Source organism: Enterobacter cloacae complex sp. AR_0002 (assembly GCF_001922365.1).
GTDB classification, from domain to species: domain Bacteria; phylum Pseudomonadota; class Gammaproteobacteria; order Enterobacterales; family Enterobacteriaceae; genus Enterobacter; species Enterobacter hormaechei_C.
On record NZ_CP018814.1, the window covers coordinates 4,595,426 to 4,615,242 of the forward strand.

Genomic DNA, 19,817 nt, shown 5'->3' on the forward strand with positions numbered 1-19,817 from the left:
GACCGTGCAAAATGTTGATGTCGCCATTGTGGGCGGCGGAATGGTAGGACTGGCGCTGGCTTGTGGTTTACAGGGCAGCGGCCTGCGCGTGGCCGTGCTTGAGCAAAAAGCGCCGCAGCCTGTGGCGCAGGATGCACCGCCAGAGCTTCGCGTCTCGGCGATCAATGCCGCCAGCGAAAAGCTACTGACGCACCTTGGCGTCTGGTCTGAAATCGTGGCGCTCCGTGCCAGTTGCTATCACGGGATGGAAGTGTGGGACAAAGACAGCTTTGGCCGTATCGCGTTTGACGATGAAAGCATGGGTTACAGCCACCTTGGACATATCGTTGAAAACGCGGTGATCCACCACGCGCTGTGGCAGAAAGCGCAGCAGTGCAGCGACGTCACGCTGATCGCACCGGCGAAACTTCATCAGGTGGCGTGGGGCGAAAACGACGCGTTTATCACTCTTGAAAGTGGCGATATGCTGACTGCGCGTCTGGTAGTGGGTGCCGACGGCGCCAATTCCTGGCTCCGTAACAAAGCGGATATTCCGCTGACCTTCTGGGATTACCGTCATCACGCGTTGGTGGCCACAATCCGCACCGAAGAGCCGCATGGCGGCGTGGCGCGCCAGATTTTCCATAATGACGGCATTCTGGCCTTCCTGCCGCTTGCCGATCCGCATCTCTGCTCCATCGTCTGGTCCTTAGAGCCGGAGAAAGCGCAGCAGATGCAGGAGACGACGCCGGATGCCTTCAGTCAGGCGCTATGCGTGGCGTTTGATAACCGTCTGGGCCTGTGCGGGCTTGAAAGCGAACGCCAGACGTTTCCGTTAACCGGTCGCTACGCGCGTCAGTTTGCCGCGCACCGTCTGGCGCTGGTGGGGGATGCGGCGCATACCATTCATCCGCTGGCCGGGCAGGGAGTGAACCTCGGCTTTATGGACGCGGCTGAGCTGGTTGAAGAGCTGCGTCGCCTGCATCGGGAAGGCAAAGATATTGGTCAGCATCTGTATCTGCGTCGCTACGAGCGCAGCCGCAAACACAGTGCGGCTATGATGTTGGCGGGTATGCAGGGCTTCCGCGAGCTGTTTGCCGGAGCGAACCCGGCGAAAAAACTGCTGCGCGATATTGGCCTCAAACTGGCCGACACCCTTCCCGGCGTAAAACCGCAGCTTCTTCGTCAGGCAATGGGCCTCAACGATCTTCCCGACTGGTTACGTTAATCTCGATCCCCGTCACACTTTATTTTCCCGGCCTGCGCGCCGGGGAAATTTCCTCGTTTGAAATAATCTAATTTCACGTCATTTTTCGCATTAGAAAATCTAATCTTACTATTTTTATGTTACGGAAATTCGGCCCATTTTTCCGCATGAAATATCAGCATCTGCTAAATCCTGTTAGATCAATGTTAATTTTATGCGGGTTTAATCGCATTTTCACAGTGAATAACTCTGTAGGCTTTTCAGCGATTTTTGGTCATAAGCTAATGTGATGACCCGTTTTACCTTATGGTTAACCGCCGGTTTCGGTGGTAAGTTCAGGTAAAAGAGAACGTTTGCGTCGGCCCCCGAACGCGAGGCCGACACCGGGTTTCACGGTGAATTTTTCAACGAGGAAAAGATGGCTCAACAGACTCCTTTGTACGAACAGCACGTGTTATGCGGTGCCCGCATGGTGGACTTCCACGGCTGGATGATGCCGCTGCACTACGGCTCGCAGATTGATGAGCACCACGCGGTGCGCACCGATGCCGGTATGTTCGACGTGTCTCATATGACGATTGTCGACCTGCGCGGTAGCCGCACCCGGGAGTTTTTGCGTTATCTGCTGGCAAACGACGTCGCCAAACTGAAGACGCCGGGCAAAGCGCTCTATACCGGTATGCTCAATGCCTCTGGCGGCGTGATTGACGACCTCATCGTCTACTACTTCACCGAAGATTTCTTCCGCCTCGTTGTAAACTCCGCCACCCGCGAAAAAGACCTCTCCTGGATTTCCCAACACGCTGAACCTTACGCCATTGACATCACTGTCCGTGACGATCTGTCGCTGATTGCCGTACAGGGGCCAAACGCCCAGGCGAAAGCCGCGTCTCTGTTCAGCGACGAGCAGCGCAAAGCCACCGAAGGCATGAAGCCATTCTTCGGCGTGCAGGCGGGGGATCTGTTTATCGCCACCACCGGCTACACCGGTGAAGCGGGCTATGAAATTGCCATGCCAAACGAGAAGGCCGCTGATTTCTGGCGTGCGCTGGTGGAGGCAGGTGTGAAGCCTGCGGGCCTGGGCGCGCGCGATACGCTGCGTCTGGAAGCGGGGATGAACCTCTACGGTCAGGAGATGGACGAAGGCGTCTCTCCGCTGGCCGCCAACATGGGCTGGACCATCGCATGGGAACCGGCTGACCGTGATTTTATTGGTCGTGAAGCGCTGGAGATGCAGCGCGAGAAGGGCACTGAACAGCTGGTAGGCCTGGTGATGAAAGAAAAAGGCGTGCTGCGCGGCGAGCTGCCGGTGCGCTTCACCGATGCCGATGGCAATCATCGCGAAGGCGTGATCACCAGCGGAACGTTCTCCCCGACGCTCGGCTACAGTATTGCCCTGGCACGCGTGCCGGCGGGGATTGGCGAAACGGCGGTGGTGCAGATCCGCAACCGCGAAATGCCGGTCAACGTGACCAAACCGATTTTTGTTCGCGCCGGTAAGCCGGTCGCCTAACTATTTTTATCAGGAGAACTTCAATGAGCAATGTGCCAGCAGAACTGAAATACAGCAAAGAACACGAGTGGCTGCGCAAAGAGGCGGACGGCACTTACACCGTTGGGATCACCGAGCACGCACAGGAGCTGCTGGGCGACATGGTGTTTGTTGACCTGCCGGAAGTGGGCGCAACCGTGAGCGCAGGCGATGACTGTGCGGTGGCGGAATCCGTTAAAGCGGCCTCTGACATCTACGCCCCGGTAAGCGGTGAAATTGTTGCCGTGAACGACGCGCTCAGCGACTCCCCGGAGCTGGTGAACAGCGAACCGTATGAAGGCGGCTGGATCTTCAAGATCAAAGCCAGCGACGAAGCGCAGGTTGCCGCGCTGCTGGATGCGACCGCGTACGAAGCACTACTGGAAGACGAATAAGCCATTTCCCTCTCCCCTTTGGGGAGAGGGTAGGGTGAGGGGAACAGACGATACCCTCACCCCAGCCCTCTCCCTTAGGGAGAGGGAGAAAACACATTCACTGCACGTTTCAGGAACCATCGCTCATGACACAGACTTTAAGCCAGCTTGAAAACCGTGGCGCCTTCATTGAACGTCACATTGGGCCGGATGCTCAGCAACAGCAGGAGATGCTGAAGACAGTTGGCGCGGATTCATTAAACGCACTGATCGGCCAGATCGTGCCAAAGGACATCCAGCTTGCCACGCCGCCGCAGGTAGGCGAGTCCACGACGGAGTTCGCCGCGCTGGCGGAGCTTAAGGCCATCGCCAGCCTTAACAAGCGCTATAAGTCTTACATTGGCATGGGCTACACCAACGTGCAGTTACCGCCGGTGATCCTGCGTAACATGCTGGAAAACCCGGGCTGGTACACCGCTTATACCCCATATCAGCCAGAAGTCTCCCAGGGCCGTCTGGAAGCGCTGCTGAACTTCCAGCAGGTGACGCTGGATCTGACCGGTATGGATATCGCCTCTGCCTCGCTGCTGGATGAAGCCACCGCCGCCGCCGAAGCGATGGCGATGGCGAAGCGCGTGAGCAAACTGAAAAACGCCAACCGTTTCTTCGTCGCGGCGGACGTGCATCCCCAGACGCTGGACGTGGTGCGCACCCGTGCGGAAACCTTCGGCTTTGAGGTGATTGTCGACGACGCTGAAAAAGTGCGGGATCACCAGGACGTCTTCGGCGTGCTGTTGCAGCAGGTGGGCACCACCGGGGAAGTACACGACTACGGCGCACTGATCGCCGAGCTGAAATCCCGTAAGGTTATTATTAGCGTCGCCGCTGATTTTATGGCACTGGTGCTGCTGACGGCGCCAGGTAAACAGGGCGCGGATATTGTCTTCGGCTCAGCCCAGCGTTTCGGCGTGCCGATGGGCTACGGCGGCCCGCACGCGGCGTTCTTTGGCGCGAAAGATGAATTTAAACGTTCCATGCCAGGCCGTATTATCGGCGTATCGAAAGATGCCGCCGGTAACACCGCGCTGCGCATGGCGATGCAGACCCGCGAGCAGCATATCCGCCGCGAGAAAGCGAACTCCAACATCTGTACCTCGCAGGTGCTGCTGGCTAACATTGCCAGCCTGTACGCGGTGTTCCACGGTCCGGCAGGCCTGAAGCGTATTGCCAGCCGCATCCACCGTCTGGCCGATATCCTGGCCTGCGGTCTGCAACAGAAAGATCTCAGACTGCGTCATGAACACTATTTCGACACCCTGTGCGTCGAGGTGGCAGACAAAGCGGCCGTGCTGGCGCGCGCCGAGGCAGCGCAAATCAACCTGCGCAGCGACATTCACAATGCGGTCGGCATTACGTTGGACGAAAGCACCACCCGTGACGATATCCTGACCCTGTTCAACGTATTGCTGGGTGACGCACACGGTCTGGACGTTGATACGCTCGACAAAGAGGTTGCGCTCGACAGCCGCTCCATTCAGGAAAGCATGCTGCGCGACGACGCGATCCTGACTCATCCGGTGTTCAACCGCTATCACAGCGAAACCGAGATGATGCGTTACATGCACTCGCTGGAACGTAAAGATCTGGCGCTGAACCAGGCGATGATCCCGCTGGGCTCCTGCACCATGAAGCTGAACGCCGCGGCTGAGATGATCCCAATTACCTGGCCTGAATTCTCTGAGCTGCACCCGTTCTGCCCGGCTGAGCAGGCGGAAGGGTATCACATGATGATCAACCAGCTCTCCGACTGGCTGGTGAAGCTGACCGGTTATGACGCGCTCTGCATGCAGCCGAACTCCGGCGCGCAGGGTGAATACGCCGGTCTGCTGGCAATCCGTCACTATCACGAAAGCCGCAACGAAGGCCACCGTGATATCTGCCTGATCCCAAGCTCTGCCCACGGTACCAACCCGGCTTCTGCCCAGATGGCAGGAATGGAAGTGGTGGTTGTGGCGTGCGACAAAAACGGCAACATCGATCTGGCCGACCTGCGCGCCAAAGCCGAGCAGGCGGGCGATAAACTCTCCTGCATCATGGTGACCTACCCATCCACCCATGGCGTGTACGAAGAAACTATCCGTGAAGTGTGTGAAGTGGTGCATCAGTTCGGCGGCCAGGTTTACCTCGACGGCGCAAACATGAACGCCCAGGTGGGCATCACCTCTCCGGGCTTTATTGGCGCGGATGTGTCGCACCTGAACCTGCACAAAACCTTCTGCATTCCGCACGGCGGTGGCGGCCCGGGGATGGGCCCAATCGGCGTGAAAGCGCACCTGGCACCGTTTGTGCCGGGCCACAGCGTGGTGCAGATTGAAGGCATGCTGACCCGTCAGGGCGCGGTCTCCGCGGCACCGTTCGGCAGCGCCTCTATCCTGCCAATCAGCTGGATGTATATCCGCATGATGGGCGCGGAAGGGCTGAAGCAGGCCAGCCAGGTGGCGATCCTCAACGCCAACTACATCGCAACGCGTCTGAAGGACGCCTATCCGGTGCTCTATACCGGCCGCGACGGTCGCGTGGCGCACGAATGCATCCTCGATATTCGTCCTCTGAAAGAAGAGACGGGCATCAGCGAGCTGGATATTGCCAAGCGCCTGATCGACTACGGATTCCACGCGCCAACCATGTCCTTCCCGGTTGCGGGAACGCTGATGGTTGAGCCGACCGAGTCTGAAAGCAAGGTGGAACTGGATCGCTTTATCAACGCCATGCTGGCGATCCGCAGCGAAATCGACCGCGTGAAAGGCGGGGAGTGGACGCTGGAAGATAACCCGCTGGTTAACGCGCCGCATACCCAGAACGAACTGGTGGCAGAGTGGAACCACGGTTATACCCGCGAACTGGCTGTCTTCCCGGCAGGTGTGGTAAACAAATACTGGCCAACCGTGAAACGTCTTGATGATGTTTACGGCGACCGTAACCTGTTCTGCTCCTGCGTACCGATGAGCGAATACCAGTAACGTTGTTCCTGTAGTAACGTAGGCCGGGTAAAGCGAAGCCGCTACCCGGCTTTTTTATTGGGAGAAAAGAATGGCAATTGCACTGGTCACCGGCGCCAGCCGGGGTATTGGTAAAGCCACCGCGCTACAGCTGGCAAGCGAAGGCTACACCGTTGCGGTGAATTTTCATCACAACATCAAAGCCGCGACAGAGGTCATTAATCAGATCGTGGACGCGGGCGGTAAAGCCTTTGCCATGCGCGCGGACATCAGCGATGAAGCGCAGGTGATGGCGATGTTCGCCAGCCTCGATCGCGAAGGTGAGCCGCTCGCCGCACTGGTGAACAACGCCGGAATTTTGTTTGAACAATCCACCATTGAAAACCTCTCCGCTGAACGTATTAACCGCGTGCTGGCTACCAACGTCACCGGCTATTTTCTCTGCTGCCGTGAAGCGGTGAAGCGCATGTCGCATAAACACGGCGGCAAGGGCGGCGCGATTGTGAATGTCTCCTCGGCGGCATCACGGCTGGGAGCGCCGGGGGAATATGTGGATTATGCCGCCTCCAAAGGGGCGGTGGATTCCCTGACTACCGGCCTCGCGCTGGAGGTGGCGGCACAGGGCATTCGCGTTAACGGCGTGCGGCCAGGCCTGATTTATACCGATATTCACGCCTCCGGCGGCGAGCCGGGGCGTGTGGATCGGGTGAAGTCGATGTTACCGATGCAGCGTGGCGGTCAGCCGGAGGAGGTCGCCCAGGCCATTGCCTGGCTGCTGAGCGACAAAGCCTCCTATGTTACCGGTAGCTTCCTGGAGCTGGCTGGCGGGAAGTAACGCTAAGACGCCAGCCACAGCCGCAGGCGCATTCCCCAGCCGCTGGTCCAGCCGGTGGTGATCGACTTCACCTCACCGTGAGAGATCACCACCAGCGTTGGCGTCACCTTAACGTCCCACTCACGCGCCAGTTCTCCGCTGGCGTCGTTGACCGTGGGCATCATCACCTTCTTCTTCCTCATCCATGTTTCGAGCGTCGCGTTATCGCCCGAGCGCAGCGCAACCGACATCACGTTACCCCCGTCCGCGGCAAGCGCCGCCACCGACGGCGTGGTGTAGCGGCAAACGCCGCACCATGTCGCCCAGACGTAGACCAGCAGCGGTCGCTCCTTACTCATGGCGATAAGATCGACGGGCTGACCGTCGAGGGTGTGCAGTGCCGTCGCGGAGAAATTCTGCGGCAGCGCGGGCTGGCGGAAATAGTCCACCGCCAGGCTCACGGCTACGCCAATCAGCAGCCACACGCCCAGCTCGCGCAGCAGGCGCGGAAGCTTACTTGCCACGGACGTTTGCCAGCTGTTCTTTGACCAGCCCCTCCAGGTCGTCATACGGAATTGCGCCCGCCACCATCTGGTCGCCGATAATGGTCGCCGGGGTACCCTGAATATTCAGCACCTGCGCCAGGATGAGGTTCATCTTTAGGCTGTCCATGGTTTTATCATCCGTTTTAATGCCGTCCGTTCCGGTCTTGACCTTCGCGGCGGCGATGCTGGCGTCATCGTGATAGCCCTTTTTCATCATCAGCCGCTGATGCAGCGCCCAGAATTTATCCGGCGCCTGCTGCCACGTCGAGAGCGCCGCTTTCGCGGCATTTACCGAGCTTTGTCCCTTAAACGGCAGCAGTTTGACGATGAGCTGCACGTCGGGATTTTCCTGCACGATTTTCTCCAGCATTGGGTCGAACTGCTTGCAATACGGGCAGTTGTAGTCCGTAAAGGAGACGATGGTGAGCTTCGGCGATGCCGCGCCGGTTCGCGGGCTGTTGGGGTCGTTAAACAACAGTTTTGCCAGCTGGTCGCTGGAAGCGTCATCTGACGGTGCGGCGAAACCGAACGTTGATAACGACAGCAGAAGTAAGGCTATTAAGGCTCTCATGTTATTTTCCTTTTGCATCGGACAGGGTGCTCAGCACCGCTTCGCGGCTTAACAACGCAGGCAGCACGTGGCCCTGCGGTAATCCCGGTCCGTAGATCTGGTTAAACGGCACGGCGGCGCTGCCGCGCGTGGTTAAGAACTGGCTGATGGTATCTGAGGGGCGGCTCCAGTCGCCGCGCAGGGCGACAACGTCCGGGGCGGAGAGTGCATCCTGCACGTCGTCGCGCAGCAGCACGTTGTATTTATTGGCTTTACAGGTCACGCACCAGTCGGCGGTCACGTCGACGAACACCCGTTTGTTCTCCGCCAGCGCGCGGGCAATGGCCTGCTCGCTGAGCGGTTGCCAGTGGATACGATCGCGGCGGGAACCCTCGCCGCCGGAGCCGGATACAAACGCGACTGCTCCGGCCACCACTACAGCTAATACCCCGGCGCGCAGTGCCGTTTGCCAGCGGTAGCGCCAGGCGGTGACCAGCAGCAGCGTAAGGATCAGGAGCACGCCCAGCGTGATGACGGGCAGGCTGCCAATGTGCACCGTCAGCAGGCTCAGCAGCCACAGCGATGAGCCGAGCATCATCATCCCCAGCACTACGCGTACGACGTTCATCCAGCGTCCCGGACGCGGCAAGCGCTGGGCCAGCCCCGGCCAGACCGCCACCAGCAGCCACGGCAGGCTCATGCCGATACCCATCGCCAGGAAGATCCCCCACAGCAGGGGAAGCGGCGCCGCCAGCGCGACCGAGACCGCCGTACCCAGGAACGGCGCGGTGCAGGGCGTTGCAAGCAGCGTGGCAAACGCGCCTTGCCAGAAATGACCCGCAAGCCCGTTACCGCCGCGCGTGGCGAGGAAGGTGCTGGCGACGGAAGGGAGACGGATTTCAAATAACCCCAGCAGGCTGGCGCTGAAAAGCACCATCACCATCGCCATCGCACCAATAAACCACGGGTTCTGGAACTGGATCCCCCAGCCGAGTGCCTGATTGCCTAAGCGTAAAACCGTCATCATCAGCGCCAGCGCGAGGAACGAGATCACGATCCCGGCTACCGATGCAAGAAACTGTCGGCGTACCTGACCCCGCGCCTGCCGTTCGGTTTGCATCAGCGTGCCCAGCTTCATGGCCAGCACGGGCAGTACGCAGGGCATGACGTTAAGGATCAGACCGCCAGCCAGCGCCATCAGCAGCACCCAGCCTAACGAGAGCGTCGGCGCGGCGTTCCCCGGCTGAATGCTCAGGCTGGACTCCTGCGCCTGCCCGCTATCGGCCAGAACCAGCGACAGGGTTTTGCCGCTGAGGTTGGGCGCTGCCTCGCCCCAGCTGTCCGTCACGGGCACGGTGGCGACCAGCGAATCACCGCGCACGGTGAGGGCCGGTTTGCCGAAATCAACATCATCCATACCGTCGATAAACAGGGACGGCGCCTGCCAGCCTGCGTCACGCTGCGCCGTTACGGTCAGCTTGCCTGGGGCATAGGTGGCGTTAAGCGTTGAGGTCAACCCGCCGCTGAGCGGAAGGGTGCCCATGGCCCGACTAAAATCGTAATCAAAACCGGCGCCTGCGGATGCGGTCATGTTCAGCGAAAACGGGTAGTCGGTAAGAATACAGACGTTGCTACAGGTGGAGAGCGTCAGTACGCCGCTCAGGATCTTCGGGACGTCGCCCCGCAGAGTGATGGGAAAGCTGACATCGCCGTGGTAGCCCTGCGTGGTGATGCCCGCGACGTCGAAACGCTGCGGCACAGGCCAGCGCCAGTTCGCCTCGACGGGCTGATGCCATTTAATCGCGGGTGCGACGCCCCCTTCGCCCGGCGAGCGCCAGTAGGTTTTCCAGCCTTTTTGCAGGGCGACGTCCAGCAGCAGGCGGGTTTCGCCAGTGCTTTCGGGTTGCGCACGCAGCCTGACGCTGGCGTGCTGATTATCGGCGGCGCGCAGCCAGCCGCTGTCGGCAGCCTGGCTGAGGGGCAGCCATAGCCAAAGCAGGCAGACCAGCAGTCGCCTGAATACAGTAAACATAAATTATCTCCGTAAATGATGAATTAACCTGAAGTAACAGGCGAAGGCTCATTCACGGAAGACGCATAATCGCAGATGCACCCTTAACCGGGGCGGGGAGATAACGCGGGGAGGCCACTGCCGTTCGCGGCGCGGCGGGCTGGCTGCCAGCAACGCCAGCAGCAGGGTGACGGCAATCAGGGCGCCTTCAAACAAAACAGGCGGGACCGACATCAGCGACTTGGCGCTAAGCTCACACGGGGTTACCGGTGCGTCGGTACTCTCCTGCCCCTGCTGGACAGACTGGCTCGTGGCGGTGACGTTCATGACAAGCGCGTGCATCCCGGCCATCCGCTGGGCGGTGCATATCAGCACCACCAGGCAGGCCAGGGCTACAAGCAGGATAGCGTTGCGTTGTCGCTTGATCATGTTCGCCTCAAATATTCAGGACGCCTATATTATCGGGCGAACATATTTTGGCAACGCAAAAGCTGTAAAGAAGTGTCTGGAAGATAAGCGGTTTGCCCTCTCCGCTTGCAGAGAGGGCGAGCCATTACAGCGTTTCGCCGTTGCTGGCAATGACGGTTTTATACCACTCAAAGCTCTTCTTACGGGAGCGGGACATGTCACCGGTACCGTCGTCGTGCTTGTTGACGTAGATAAAGCCGTAGCGCTTACTGTACTGGCCGGTGGTGAAGGAGACGCAGTCGATGCAGCCCCACGGCGTGTAGCCCATCAGATCCACCCCATCCCAGGTCACCGCCTTCATCATCTCTTCCACGTGGGCGCGCAGGTAGTCGATGCGATAGTCATCGTTGATGCTGCCGTCCTCTTCCACCTTGTCGTAGGCGCCGAAACCATTTTCGACGATAAACAGCGGCTTCTGATAACGTTCGTACAGTTCGCACAGCGAATAGCGCAGGCCTACCGGATCAATCTGCCAGCCCCAGTCGGACGCCTTGACGTGTGGGTTCGGCACGCTGCCCTCGAAGCCGGAAATGGCGTCACCGGTGCCGCCTTCCGCTTTGACCGCGTTGGTCATGTAGTAGCTGAAGCCTAAGTAGTCGCAGGTGCCCTCACGCAGGATCTGCTCGTCGCCCGCTTCCATCCTGATGGAGAACCCACGGCGCTCCCACTCGTTCAGCACGTAAGACGGGTAGTAGCCGCGCAGCTGCACGTCGGTAAAGACGTAGCGCTCGCGCATGGATTCCTGAGCAAACATGACGTCCTCTGGCTTGCAGGAGTAAGGATAGAGCGCCACCATCGCCAGCATGCAGCCGACTTTCATCTCCGGGTTAATGCGGCGTGCGGCTTTCACCGCCAGCGCGCTGGCCACGAACTGGTGGTGCAGCACCTGGTACATGGTCTCTTCCGGGTTGTCGTGCTCGGTATAGACCACGCCAGAGCAGCAGTAGCCGAACAGCGGCGCACGCCAGTTGCGCTGGTTGTTGATTTCGTTGAAGGTCATCCAGTATTTGACCTTATTTTTGTAGCGCTCAAATACCACTTCCGAGAAGCGCACAAAGAAATCGACCACTTTACGGTTGGTCCATCCGCCATATTCCTGAACGAGATGCAGCGGCATTTCAAAGTGGGAGAGGGTGATCACCGGCTCGATGTTGTACTTCAGCAGTTCATCGAACATGTCGTCGTAAAACTTCAGCCCCTCTTCGTTTGGCTGAGTTTCGTCGCCTTTCGGGAAGATGCGCGTCCAGGCGATGGAGGTACGGAAACATTTGAAGCCCATCTCGGCAAACAGCTTAATGTCTTCTTTGTAATGGCCATAGAAGTCGACGGCTTCGTGGTTCGGGTAATATTTGCCTTCAATCACTTCCTGCGTGATTTCACGCGGAACGCCGTGTGCGCCGCCGGTTAGCACGTCGCAGATGCTTGGCCCTTTGCCGCCTTTGTTCCAGCCGCCTTCAACCTGGTGCGCCGCCACCGCGCCGCCCCATAAAAAATCTTTCGGTAAGGTGAGTTTTTTCATCTTTGCTATTCTCAATTCAGGACTTATTGATTTCGAGTCTAGCAAAGCGGAATTAAATGTCACGATATAACAATTTGTGGAAATTGTAATTTGTCACATCAAAAAAACAAGATGTTTTATTCTGTTAATTTCTTCGCCAGTTTTCGGCCTAATGATTCCAGAATATAGATGACGGGAATTTGCGTGGTGATATCGTAAACGCCGCCAATACGCGTTTGCGGGACATGCCAGGAGAGGTTAAAGTCCGCCAGCTTTGCGAGACGAGAATGTTCATGGCTGGTGACGGAGAGCACCTTGCAGTGGTGCAGGCTGAACTGGCTGGCGAAGCGCAGGATCTCCTCGGTTTCGCCGGAGACGGAGAGTACAATGGCCAGCGCATTTTTAGCCATGTCGTTAGTGACCGGGAAATAAGGATCGTCGATATGGTTACTGAATTTGCCGATATTTGAAAAGAAACGTGCGCCATATTTTGCCAGCGATCCGGAGGTGCCCGCACCGACAAAAATAATTCGTTCAGATGATAAAATAATATCGACGGCTTTATCTAATAGCGCATCAAACTCTTCGTTATTTACGCTTTTAAAGAAGCTGATAATTTCACTGGCACCAAAATTCGCCTGCTGCGGCTCGTTCTGCTCCAGATAGAGTTTAAAGCGCACCCGAAATTCCGAGTAACCATCGCAGTTGAGCTTGCGGCAGAAGCGCAGGATAGTGGTAGTGGAGACCCCAGCAGCATCCGCCAGCTCGCGGATGGTCATGTACATCACTTTATCGCGGTTCTTAATGACATAGTTGTAGACCATCATTTCCAGATTGTTGAGGCTGGCAATGGCGGAATGGCTGAACATACTCACAATGGCTAAACTCGCTGTCGGACACTATTCCTGAAGCATACCATGATGACGAAGGGCGGGAGACGGATTTATCTCCTTGATTACTCAGGTGTTAATGAAATCATTTACACCTGTGCGGTGGATTTATTTTTCATTACACTGATTTATAAGGATAAATCTTGATTATAGATTTATTTTAGCTAACAGGTGTTCACTGGAATCATTCTCAGTTAGCATAGACTGGCGATGAATAATCATCTTTTGTTTTCCCGGAGTTAAGTATGGTGAGCAGACCATTAATCGCACAGGGATATTCGCTGGCTGAGGAAGTAGCCAACAGTATAAGCCATGGCATTGGCCTGGTTTTTGGGATTGTCGGCTTAGTGTTATTGCTGGTACAGGCAGTGGATACCAACGCCAGCGCGATGGCCATTACCAGCTACAGCCTGTATGGCGGGAGTATGATCCTGCTTTTCCTTGCCTCAACGCTGTATCACGCGATTCCGCATCAACGGGCGAAGATATGGCTCAAGAAATTTGACCACTGCGCTATCTATCTTCTTATTGCGGGTACCTATACGCCGTTTTTGCTGGTGGGGCTCAACTCACCGCTGTCGCGTGGCCTGATGATTGTGATCTGGAGCCTGGCGCTGCTGGGGATCCTGTTTAAGCTGACCATTGCGCACCGGTTTAAAGTGTTGTCGCTGGTTACCTATCTGACAATGGGCTGGCTGTCGCTGATTGTGGTGTATCAGTTAGCCATTAAGCTGGCGGTGGGGGGCGTGACGCTTCTGGCGGTGGGCGGTGTGGTCTACTCGCTGGGCGTGATTTTCTACGTCTGCAAGCGTATTCCGTACAACCATGCCATCTGGCACGGCTTTGTGCTGGGCGGCAGCGTGTGTCACTTCCTGGCAATTTATCTGTATGTTGGGCAGGTGTAGTTTTTTTGTAAGGTGCGGTCTGATGCCCTCACCCCGACCCTCTCCCACAGGGAGAGGGTGAATATCAACACCGGGCGATACAGCATCAATCTTCCAGTGAATACGGCAGCGGCTCAATGCTGAGCGTGTTTGCATCATCACGCACGCGGAACACGCTGTCGGGCTCCATATCATTATTCATGACAACCTGCACCAGCAGGCGGCCATCATCGAGCTGGACGGCGGCTAACACGGTGCCGGTACGGCGCCAGTTTTCGCCCATCTTCATTTCAAGATCTTCACCCGCTTCCGGCACACGGCTGGCGTGACCAGCCAGCGTCCACAGGGCGCGTTTGTTCGCGCCGCGGAATTTCGCACGCGCCACCATTTCCTGACCGGTGTAGCAGCCCTTCTTAAAGCTGATACCACCCAGCGCCTGGATGTTTGTCGCCTGCGGGATAAACTGCGCGCTGTTTGCCGCGTCAATGACCGGCAGGCCCGCTTCGATGTTCAGCGCCAGCCACTGCTGGCTGTTGTTGAGCTGTGCTTCACCGCGCAGGGCGTCAGTGACGCGTTCCGCCGTTGCTTCGTCGGTTACCAGCAGGAAGCGCTCCGCCGGGTGTTCGAACCACAGAATGGAGGTCGCTCCCTCGCTGACCAGCTGTTTTTCAGCATCCGGTAGCTCGGCAAACAGGTTTTTCAGCGCTGCACGCGCCTGGAAACCCGCGACCCCCAGCAGAACGTGTTCATCGTCCGGGGCGATGGTGACTTTAGAAAAGACCGCGTATTTTTTTAGCTCTTTAAGCTGGGCGTCACGCAGGCTGCGGCGCTCAATAAAGGCGAATCCGTCCTGACGGCGGAACAGACGCAGGTTGCTCCACATTTTGCCTTTTGGATCGCAATGCGCGGCCAGCAGATGCTGGTGCTCAGTCAACTGCGCCACGTCCGCCGTGACCTGGCCTTGCAGGTATTTTTCGCTGTCCGCACCGGTCAGTGTCGCCAGTGCCCAGTCATCAAGAGTAATCAGCGTCAGCGGCAGACGCGCAGAGGCGGCGGGCTGGCGAGGAGAAAATGGTGTAAATGCCATAGTGATGTCCTGAATTGCTTAACGCTTTGATAATACCTAATGGTAAAAGAGACTGTATTCAATGCAAGCGCTTTCAGCAGGCCATTCGTGCCATTACGCGGTTATGCGTGGCGCTACGCAAAATAGTGTAATCCGCTGTCTTTATAAGGATTATTCAGGAAGCCTGCTCGAGGTTCGCAATATTCCAGTAAAGAAACGGTCAAAAACACGTTACACTAGCAGGTGTTCCCGGAGAGCAATAATGAATACCAAACGGGATACCGACTGTGCCAAACGTAATGCAGGAAACAGAACATGGATATTAACAACAAGGCCCGTATTCACTGGGCGTGCCGTCGCGGCATGCGTGAACTTGATATCTCCATCATGCCTTTCTTCGAGTATGAGTACGACAGCTTAAGCGATGACGATAAGCGCCTGTTTGTCCGTCTGCTTGAGTCTGACGATCCGGATTTATTCAACTGGCTGATGAATCACGGCAAGCCCGCCGACACCGAGTTGCAACGGATGGTGCAATTAATTCAAACACGGAATCAGGAACGTGGTCCTGTGGCAATCTGATCTTCGCGTCTCGTGGCGCTCACAGTGGATGTCCTTACTGCTCCACGGTCTGGTCGCGGCAATGGTGTTATTGGTGCCGTGGCCGCTAAGCTATACCCCTCTGTGGCTGCTTTTGCTGTCGTTTGTGGTGTTTGATAGCGTGCGCAGCCAGCGTCGAATCAACGCCCGTCAGGGTGAAATTAAGCTGCTGATGGATTCTCGCCTGCGCTGGCAGGGAAAAGAGTGGGAAATGATAGGGACGCCGTGGATGCTCAACACCGGGATGATGCTACGGCTGCGTCGGGTCGAGGATAACCGTCGCCAGCACCTGTGGCTGGCCGCAGACAGTATGGATCCCGCGGAGTGGCGGGATCTGCGCCGGCTAATCGTGCAACAGCCAACGCAGGAATAAATCAGCTAAACTGCTCGGCCATCTCACCCAGAATTTGTTCGCACCAGGTCTGGAGGCGCTCGTCGCTGAGATCGTACTGGTTGGTTTCATCCAGCGCGAGCCCGACAAACAGCTGGCCGTCGGCAATGACGGGTTTTGGGCTGGTGAACTCATAGCCTTCCGTAGGCCAGTAGCCGATAAACGTCGCGCCCTTTGGCGCCAGTTTGTCATGCAGCATGCCGAGCGCGTCGAGGAACCACTCCCCGTAGCCCAGCTGGTCGCCCATGCCGTACATCGCAATGATTTTGCCTTCAAAATTGACCGAATCGAGCTGATCCCAGATGGCTTCCCAGTCTTCCTGAATCTCACCAAAGTCCCAGGTAGGGATACCCAGAATCAGCACATCGTACTGCTCCATCAAGGCAACCGCGTCATCTTTCAGGTTATGCAACGTCACCAGTTCCGGGCCAATGATGTCACGAATTTTCTCCGCCGCCATTTCGGTGTAGCAGGTGCTGGAACCATAGAACAGACCAATATTCATCGCGTAACTATCTCAATTCTTGCTATGACTTTGCGCGTAGTGTACCAGAAACCGATGGCAATCAGGCATAATGGCCAGATTGCAGAACCAAAGGGGCTGATGTGGAAAAGGATCTCGCACTCATCGAACAGTTTCTCGACGCGCTGTGGCTGGAGAAAAACCTCGCTGAAAATACGCTCAGCGCCTATCGTCGGGATCTCACGCTGCTGGTCGAGTGGCTGGCGCATCGGGGGCTGACGCTTGAAAGCGCGCAAAGCGATGACCTGCAAGGGTTGCTGGCTGAGCGGATGGAAGGGGGGTACAAAGCCACCAGCTCCGCGCGTCTGCTGAGCGCCATGCGCCGCCTGTTCCAGCACCTGTACCGCGAGAAGATCCGCGCGGATGACCCCAGCGCACTGCTGGCATCGCCTAAACTGCCTCAGCGGCTGCCAAAAGATCTCAGCGAAGCACAAGTTGAGAGATTATTACAGTCGCCCGCAGTTGACCTTCCGCTGGAGTTACGCGATAAAGCCATGCTTGAACTATTGTATGCCACGGGCTTGCGCGTTTCCGAGCTGGTGGGCCTGACGATGAGCGATATCAGCCTGCGTCAGGGCGTGGTGCGCGTTATCGGTAAAGGGAACAAAGAACGGCTGGTGCCGCTGGGTGAAGAGGCGGTCTACTGGCTGGAGACGTATCTGGAACACGGGCGTCCGTGGCTGCTGAACGGCGTCTCCATAGATGTATTGTTCCCGAGCCAGCGCGCGCAGCAGATGACGCGACAAACGTTCTGGCATCGCATTAAACATTACGCCACACTGGCGGGTATTGACAGTGAGAAGCTGTCGCCGCACGTTTTGCGTCACGCCTTCGCGACGCATCTGTTAAACCACGGCGCTGATTTACGCGTGGTGCAGATGTTGCTTGGACACAGCGATCTTTCAACGACGCAAATATACACCCATGTCGCGACGGAACGCCTGCGGCAGCTACACCAACAGCACCACCCTCGCGCGTGAGTGCCGACGAATTGTTACAGGAACATATATGAAAAAGTCTTTAGCGCTGTTCACCCTGCTGGCAGCTTCGGTTTCCGGTTTTGCCCATGCGGATGATGCCGCCATTAAACAGTCTCTGACGAAACTCGGCGTCGCCAGCAGCGAGATCCAGCCAGCGCCGGTGGCTGGCATGAAAACGGTGCTGACCAACAGCGGCGTGCTGTACGTGACCGAAGACGGTAAGCACATCATTCAGGGACCCATGTACGACGTGAGCGGCGCGCAGCCGGTGAACGTCACCAACCAGCTGCTGATGAAAAACCTGAACGCGCTCGAAAAAGAGATGATTGTCTACAAAGCGGCGCAGGAAAAGCACGTTATTACCGTCTTCACCGACATCACCTGCGGCTACTGCCACAAGCTGCATGAAGAGATGAAAGACTACAACGCGCTGGGCATTACCGTGCGTTACCTGGCTTTCCCACGTGCTGGCGTGCAGAGCCAGCCTGAGCAGGATATGAAAGCGATCTGGTGTGCGAAAGACCGCAACAAGGCCTTTGATGACGCGATGAACGGCAAAGGCGTGAAGCCCGCGTCCTGCGATATCGACATCGCTAACCATTACGCGCTGGGCGTACAGTTTGGCGTGAGCGGTACGCCAGCCATTGTGCTGAGTAACGGCTATGTGGTGCCGGGCTACCAGGGGCCAAAAGAGATGAAAGCGTTCCTCGACGAGCACCAGAAACAGATGGGTGGTAAATAATTCGCGTGAAAGCCCCGATAAAACTGCGCCGCCGCGATGCGGGTGAAACCGCGGATTTACCAGACACGCTTCCGCTGCTGCTAAAGCGGCTGTACGCCAGCCGTGGCGTGCGTACGGCAAGCGATCTTGAGCGCAGCGTCAAAGGCATGCTGCCCTGGCAAGCGCTGAGTGGCATCGAACAAGCGACTGAAATGCTCTACAACGCGTTCCGGGAAGGCACGCGGATTGTCGTGGTGGGCGATTTCGATGCCGACGGCGCAACCAGTACCGCGCTGAGCGTGCTCAGCCTGCGTGCGCTGGGCTGTGATAACGTGACTTACCTGGTGCCGAACCGGTTTGAAGACGGCTACGGCCTCAGCCCGGAAGTGGTCGATCAGGCCCATGCCCGTGGCGCACAGATGATCATGACCGTGGATAACGGGATCTCTTCTCATGCGGGGGTCGATCATGCCCATGCGCTGGGGATCCCGGTACTGGTCACCGATCACCACCTGCCAGGAGAAACCCTGCCTGCCGCCGAAGCCATCATTAACCCGAACCTGCGCGACTGCGATTTCCCGTCGAAATCGCTGGCCGGAGTAGGGGTGGCGTTTTATCTGATGCTGGCGTTACGCACGTTGCTGCGTGATAAGGGCTGGTTCGAATCGCGCGGGATTGCCGTGCCGAACCTCGCGGAGTATCTCGATCTGGTGGCGCTGGGAACCGTGGCGGACGTGGTACCGCTCGATACCAATAACCGTATTCTCACCTGGCAGGGCTTAAGCCGCATTCGGGCAGGTAAATGCCGTCCGGGGATTAAGGCGCTGCTGGAAATTGCCAACCGCGATCCGCTGAAGCTCGCGGCAAGCGATTTGGGTTTTGCCCTCGGCCCGCGCCTGAACGCGGCGGGGCGGCTGGACGATATGTCGGTTGGCGTCGCGCTGCTGCTGTGTGACAACATCGGCGAAGCGCGCGTGCTGGCCAGTGAGCTGGACGCACTCAACCAGACCCGTAAAGAGATTGAGCAGGGGATGCAGGCCGAAGCACTGACCCTGTGCGAAAAGCTGGAGCGCAGCGGTGACACCCTGCCGGGCGGGCTGGCGATGTATCACCCCGAATGGCACCAGGGCGTGGTGGGCATTCTGGCGTCGCGTATTAAAGAGCGTTTCCACCGCCCGGTGATCGCGTTCGCCCCCGCCGGGGACGGCACGCTGAAAGGCTCCGGTCGTTCCATTCAGGGGCTGCATATGCGCGATGCGCTGGAGCGTCTGGATACGCTGCATCCGAACCTGATGATTAAGTTCGGCGGTCACGCGATGGCGGCAGGCCTGTCGCTGGAAGAGGCGAAGTTCGACGAGTTCCAGCGTCTGTTTGGCGAACTGGTCACCGAGTGGATCGATCCGGCTCTGTTGCAGGGTGAAGTGGTTTCTGACGGTGAGCTTTCACCGGCTGAAATGACCATGGAGGTGGCGCAGATGCTGCGCGATGCCGGCCCGTGGGGGCAGATGTTCCCGGAGCCGCTTTTCGACGGACGTTTTCGTTTGCTGCAACAGCGCATCGTGGGCGAACGCCATCTCAAAGTGATGGTGGAACCGGTCAGCGGCGGACCGCTGCTCGACGGCATCGCCTTTAACGTTGATACCTCCATCTGGCCGGACAACGGCGTGCGCGAGGTTGAGCTGGCCTATAAGCTGGATATTAACGAGTTCCGCGGTAACCGCTCCCTTCAGCTCATCATCGACAATATCTGGCCAATTTAGCGTCAGTAATCTCTATAAAAAAGGGC

The 19,817-nt window shown here is 57.6% G+C and carries 19 protein-coding genes; 11 read left to right on the top strand and 8 right to left on the bottom strand.

Going from position 1 to position 19,817, the window contains the following annotated elements; all coding sequences use genetic code 11:
* The first annotated feature begins 4 nt into the window (after positions 1-4).
* The 5 genes from ubiI (at position 5) to AM329_RS22875 (ending at position 6,925) form a co-directional block, all read left to right on the top strand.
* Entirely contained in the window at positions 5-1,207 is a 1,203-nt protein-coding gene (ubiI, locus tag AM329_RS22855; RefSeq protein ID WP_022651816.1) for an FAD-dependent 2-octaprenylphenol hydroxylase, read from the top strand.
* Between the two features lie 397 nt (positions 1,208-1,604).
* On the top strand, positions 1,605-2,699 hold the full coding sequence (gene gcvT / locus AM329_RS22860; protein ID WP_003860107.1) for a glycine cleavage system aminomethyltransferase GcvT: 1,095 nt from the start codon (positions 1,605-1,607) through the stop codon (positions 2,697-2,699).
* Between the two features lie 23 nt (positions 2,700-2,722).
* On the top strand, positions 2,723-3,112 hold the full coding sequence (gene gcvH, locus AM329_RS22865) for a glycine cleavage system protein GcvH (RefSeq protein WP_006811885.1): 390 nt from the start codon (positions 2,723-2,725) through the stop codon (positions 3,110-3,112).
* Positions 3,113-3,237: 125 nt separating this feature from the next.
* On the top strand, positions 3,238-6,111 hold the full coding sequence (gcvP, locus tag AM329_RS22870) for an aminomethyl-transferring glycine dehydrogenase (protein ID WP_032610086.1): 2,874 nt from the start codon (positions 3,238-3,240) through the stop codon (positions 6,109-6,111).
* Between the two features lie 70 nt (positions 6,112-6,181).
* Positions 6,182-6,925: an SDR family oxidoreductase gene (locus AM329_RS22875; protein WP_032610085.1), complete on the top strand. Its 744-nt coding sequence runs from the start codon at positions 6,182-6,184 to the stop codon at positions 6,923-6,925.
* Positions 6,926-6,927: 2 nt separating this feature from the next.
* Here AM329_RS22875 and AM329_RS22880 read toward each other — a convergent pair whose 3' ends face one another.
* The 6 genes from AM329_RS22880 to AM329_RS22905 form a co-directional block, all read right to left on the bottom strand.
* Complete coding sequence (locus AM329_RS22880) at positions 6,928-7,428, bottom strand: protein disulfide oxidoreductase (protein WP_032610084.1); 501 nt, start codon at positions 7,426-7,428, stop codon at positions 6,928-6,930.
* Complete coding sequence (locus AM329_RS22885) at positions 7,418-8,020, bottom strand: DsbA family protein (RefSeq protein WP_032610083.1); 603 nt, start codon at positions 8,018-8,020, stop codon at positions 7,418-7,420. The genes AM329_RS22880 and AM329_RS22885 overlap by 11 nt, the downstream gene beginning before the upstream one ends.
* A 1-nt stretch (position 8,021) precedes the next feature.
* Positions 8,022-10,031, bottom strand: a complete 2,010-nt coding sequence (locus AM329_RS22890) for a protein-disulfide reductase DsbD (RefSeq protein ID WP_003863425.1) — start codon at positions 10,029-10,031, stop codon at positions 8,022-8,024.
* Between the two features lie 48 nt (positions 10,032-10,079).
* A complete protein-coding gene (locus tag AM329_RS22895) occupies positions 10,080-10,439 on the bottom strand; it encodes a hypothetical protein (protein ID WP_003863427.1) in 360 nt (119 codons plus the stop codon).
* A gap of 124 nt (positions 10,440-10,563) precedes the next feature.
* On the bottom strand, positions 10,564-11,997 hold the full coding sequence (gene bglA, locus AM329_RS22900) for a 6-phospho-beta-glucosidase BglA (protein ID WP_003863430.1): 1,434 nt from the start codon (positions 11,995-11,997) through the stop codon (positions 10,564-10,566).
* A 116-nt stretch (positions 11,998-12,113) separates the two neighbouring features.
* On the bottom strand, positions 12,114-12,845 hold the full coding sequence (locus tag AM329_RS22905) for a MurR/RpiR family transcriptional regulator (protein ID WP_023314798.1): 732 nt from the start codon (positions 12,843-12,845) through the stop codon (positions 12,114-12,116).
* Positions 12,846-13,111: 266 nt separating this feature from the next.
* Between AM329_RS22905 and AM329_RS22915 the strand changes: the two genes are divergently transcribed.
* Positions 13,112-13,771 (top strand): hemolysin III family protein, encoded by a 660-nt coding sequence (locus AM329_RS22915; RefSeq protein WP_003863433.1) that lies wholly within the window; start codon positions 13,112-13,114, stop codon positions 13,769-13,771.
* A gap of 85 nt (positions 13,772-13,856) precedes the next feature.
* On the opposite strand, the gene ygfZ is transcribed toward AM329_RS22915, so the two are convergent.
* On the bottom strand, positions 13,857-14,837 hold the full coding sequence (gene ygfZ, locus AM329_RS22920; RefSeq protein ID WP_022649306.1) for a tRNA-modifying protein YgfZ: 981 nt from the start codon (positions 14,835-14,837) through the stop codon (positions 13,857-13,859).
* A gap of 294 nt (positions 14,838-15,131) precedes the next feature.
* On the opposite strand from ygfZ, the gene sdhE reads away from it, so the two are divergent.
* Complete coding sequence (gene sdhE, locus AM329_RS22925; protein ID WP_003863437.1) at positions 15,132-15,398, top strand: FAD assembly factor SdhE; 267 nt, start codon at positions 15,132-15,134, stop codon at positions 15,396-15,398.
* On the top strand, positions 15,379-15,789 hold the full coding sequence (locus tag AM329_RS22930; RefSeq protein ID WP_022649305.1) for a protein YgfX: 411 nt from the start codon (positions 15,379-15,381) through the stop codon (positions 15,787-15,789). Before sdhE ends, AM329_RS22930 begins: the two co-directional genes overlap by 20 nt.
* A gap of 1 nt (position 15,790) precedes the next feature.
* On the opposite strand, the gene fldB is transcribed toward AM329_RS22930, so the two are convergent.
* On the bottom strand, positions 15,791-16,312 hold the full coding sequence (gene fldB, locus AM329_RS22935; RefSeq protein ID WP_003863440.1) for a flavodoxin FldB: 522 nt from the start codon (positions 16,310-16,312) through the stop codon (positions 15,791-15,793).
* 101 nt (positions 16,313-16,413) lie between these two features.
* On the opposite strand from fldB, the gene xerD reads away from it, so the two are divergent.
* The 3 genes from xerD to recJ are packed head-to-tail and all read left to right on the top strand — an operon-like array spanning position 16,414 to position 19,791.
* Positions 16,414-17,310 carry a site-specific tyrosine recombinase XerD gene (xerD, locus tag AM329_RS22940; RefSeq protein WP_003863442.1) on the top strand — a complete coding sequence of 299 codons (897 nt, stop codon included), beginning with the start codon at positions 16,414-16,416 and terminating at the stop codon, positions 17,308-17,310.
* A gap of 28 nt (positions 17,311-17,338) precedes the next feature.
* On the top strand, positions 17,339-18,052 hold the full coding sequence (gene dsbC, locus AM329_RS22945) for a bifunctional protein-disulfide isomerase/oxidoreductase DsbC (protein ID WP_003863443.1): 714 nt from the start codon (positions 17,339-17,341) through the stop codon (positions 18,050-18,052).
* Between the two features lie 5 nt (positions 18,053-18,057).
* Positions 18,058-19,791 (top strand): single-stranded-DNA-specific exonuclease RecJ, encoded by a 1,734-nt coding sequence (gene recJ, locus AM329_RS22950; protein WP_032610082.1) that lies wholly within the window; start codon positions 18,058-18,060, stop codon positions 19,789-19,791.
* Positions 19,792-19,817 lie beyond the last annotated feature (26 nt).

Coding starts and splice junctions, on each gene's coding strand:
- fldB (WP_003863440.1), bottom strand. CDS start 16,312: ATGAATATTGGTCTGTTCTATGGTTCCAGCACCTGCTACACCGAAATG.
- bglA (WP_003863430.1), bottom strand. CDS start 11,997: ATGAAAAAACTCACCTTACCGAAAGATTTTTTATGGGGCGGCGCGGTG.
- gcvT (WP_003860107.1), top strand. CDS start 1,605: ATGGCTCAACAGACTCCTTTGTACGAACAGCACGTGTTATGCGGTGCC.
- ygfZ (WP_022649306.1), bottom strand. CDS start 14,837: ATGGCATTTACACCATTTTCTCCTCGCCAGCCCGCCGCCTCTGCGCGT.
- AM329_RS22875 (WP_032610085.1), top strand. CDS start 6,182: ATGGCAATTGCACTGGTCACCGGCGCCAGCCGGGGTATTGGTAAAGCC.
- AM329_RS22895 (WP_003863427.1), bottom strand. CDS start 10,439: ATGATCAAGCGACAACGCAACGCTATCCTGCTTGTAGCCCTGGCCTGC.
- AM329_RS22885 (WP_032610083.1), bottom strand. CDS start 8,020: ATGAGAGCCTTAATAGCCTTACTTCTGCTGTCGTTATCAACGTTCGGT.
- dsbC (WP_003863443.1), top strand. CDS start 17,339: ATGAAAAAGTCTTTAGCGCTGTTCACCCTGCTGGCAGCTTCGGTTTCC.
- gcvP (WP_032610086.1), top strand. CDS start 3,238: ATGACACAGACTTTAAGCCAGCTTGAAAACCGTGGCGCCTTCATTGAA.
- sdhE (WP_003863437.1), top strand. CDS start 15,132: ATGGATATTAACAACAAGGCCCGTATTCACTGGGCGTGCCGTCGCGGC.
- gcvH (WP_006811885.1), top strand. CDS start 2,723: ATGAGCAATGTGCCAGCAGAACTGAAATACAGCAAAGAACACGAGTGG.
- AM329_RS22890 (WP_003863425.1), bottom strand. CDS start 10,031: ATGTTTACTGTATTCAGGCGACTGCTGGTCTGCCTGCTTTGGCTATGG.
- AM329_RS22915 (WP_003863433.1), top strand. CDS start 13,112: ATGGTGAGCAGACCATTAATCGCACAGGGATATTCGCTGGCTGAGGAA.
- AM329_RS22905 (WP_023314798.1), bottom strand. CDS start 12,845: ATGTTCAGCCATTCCGCCATTGCCAGCCTCAACAATCTGGAAATGATG.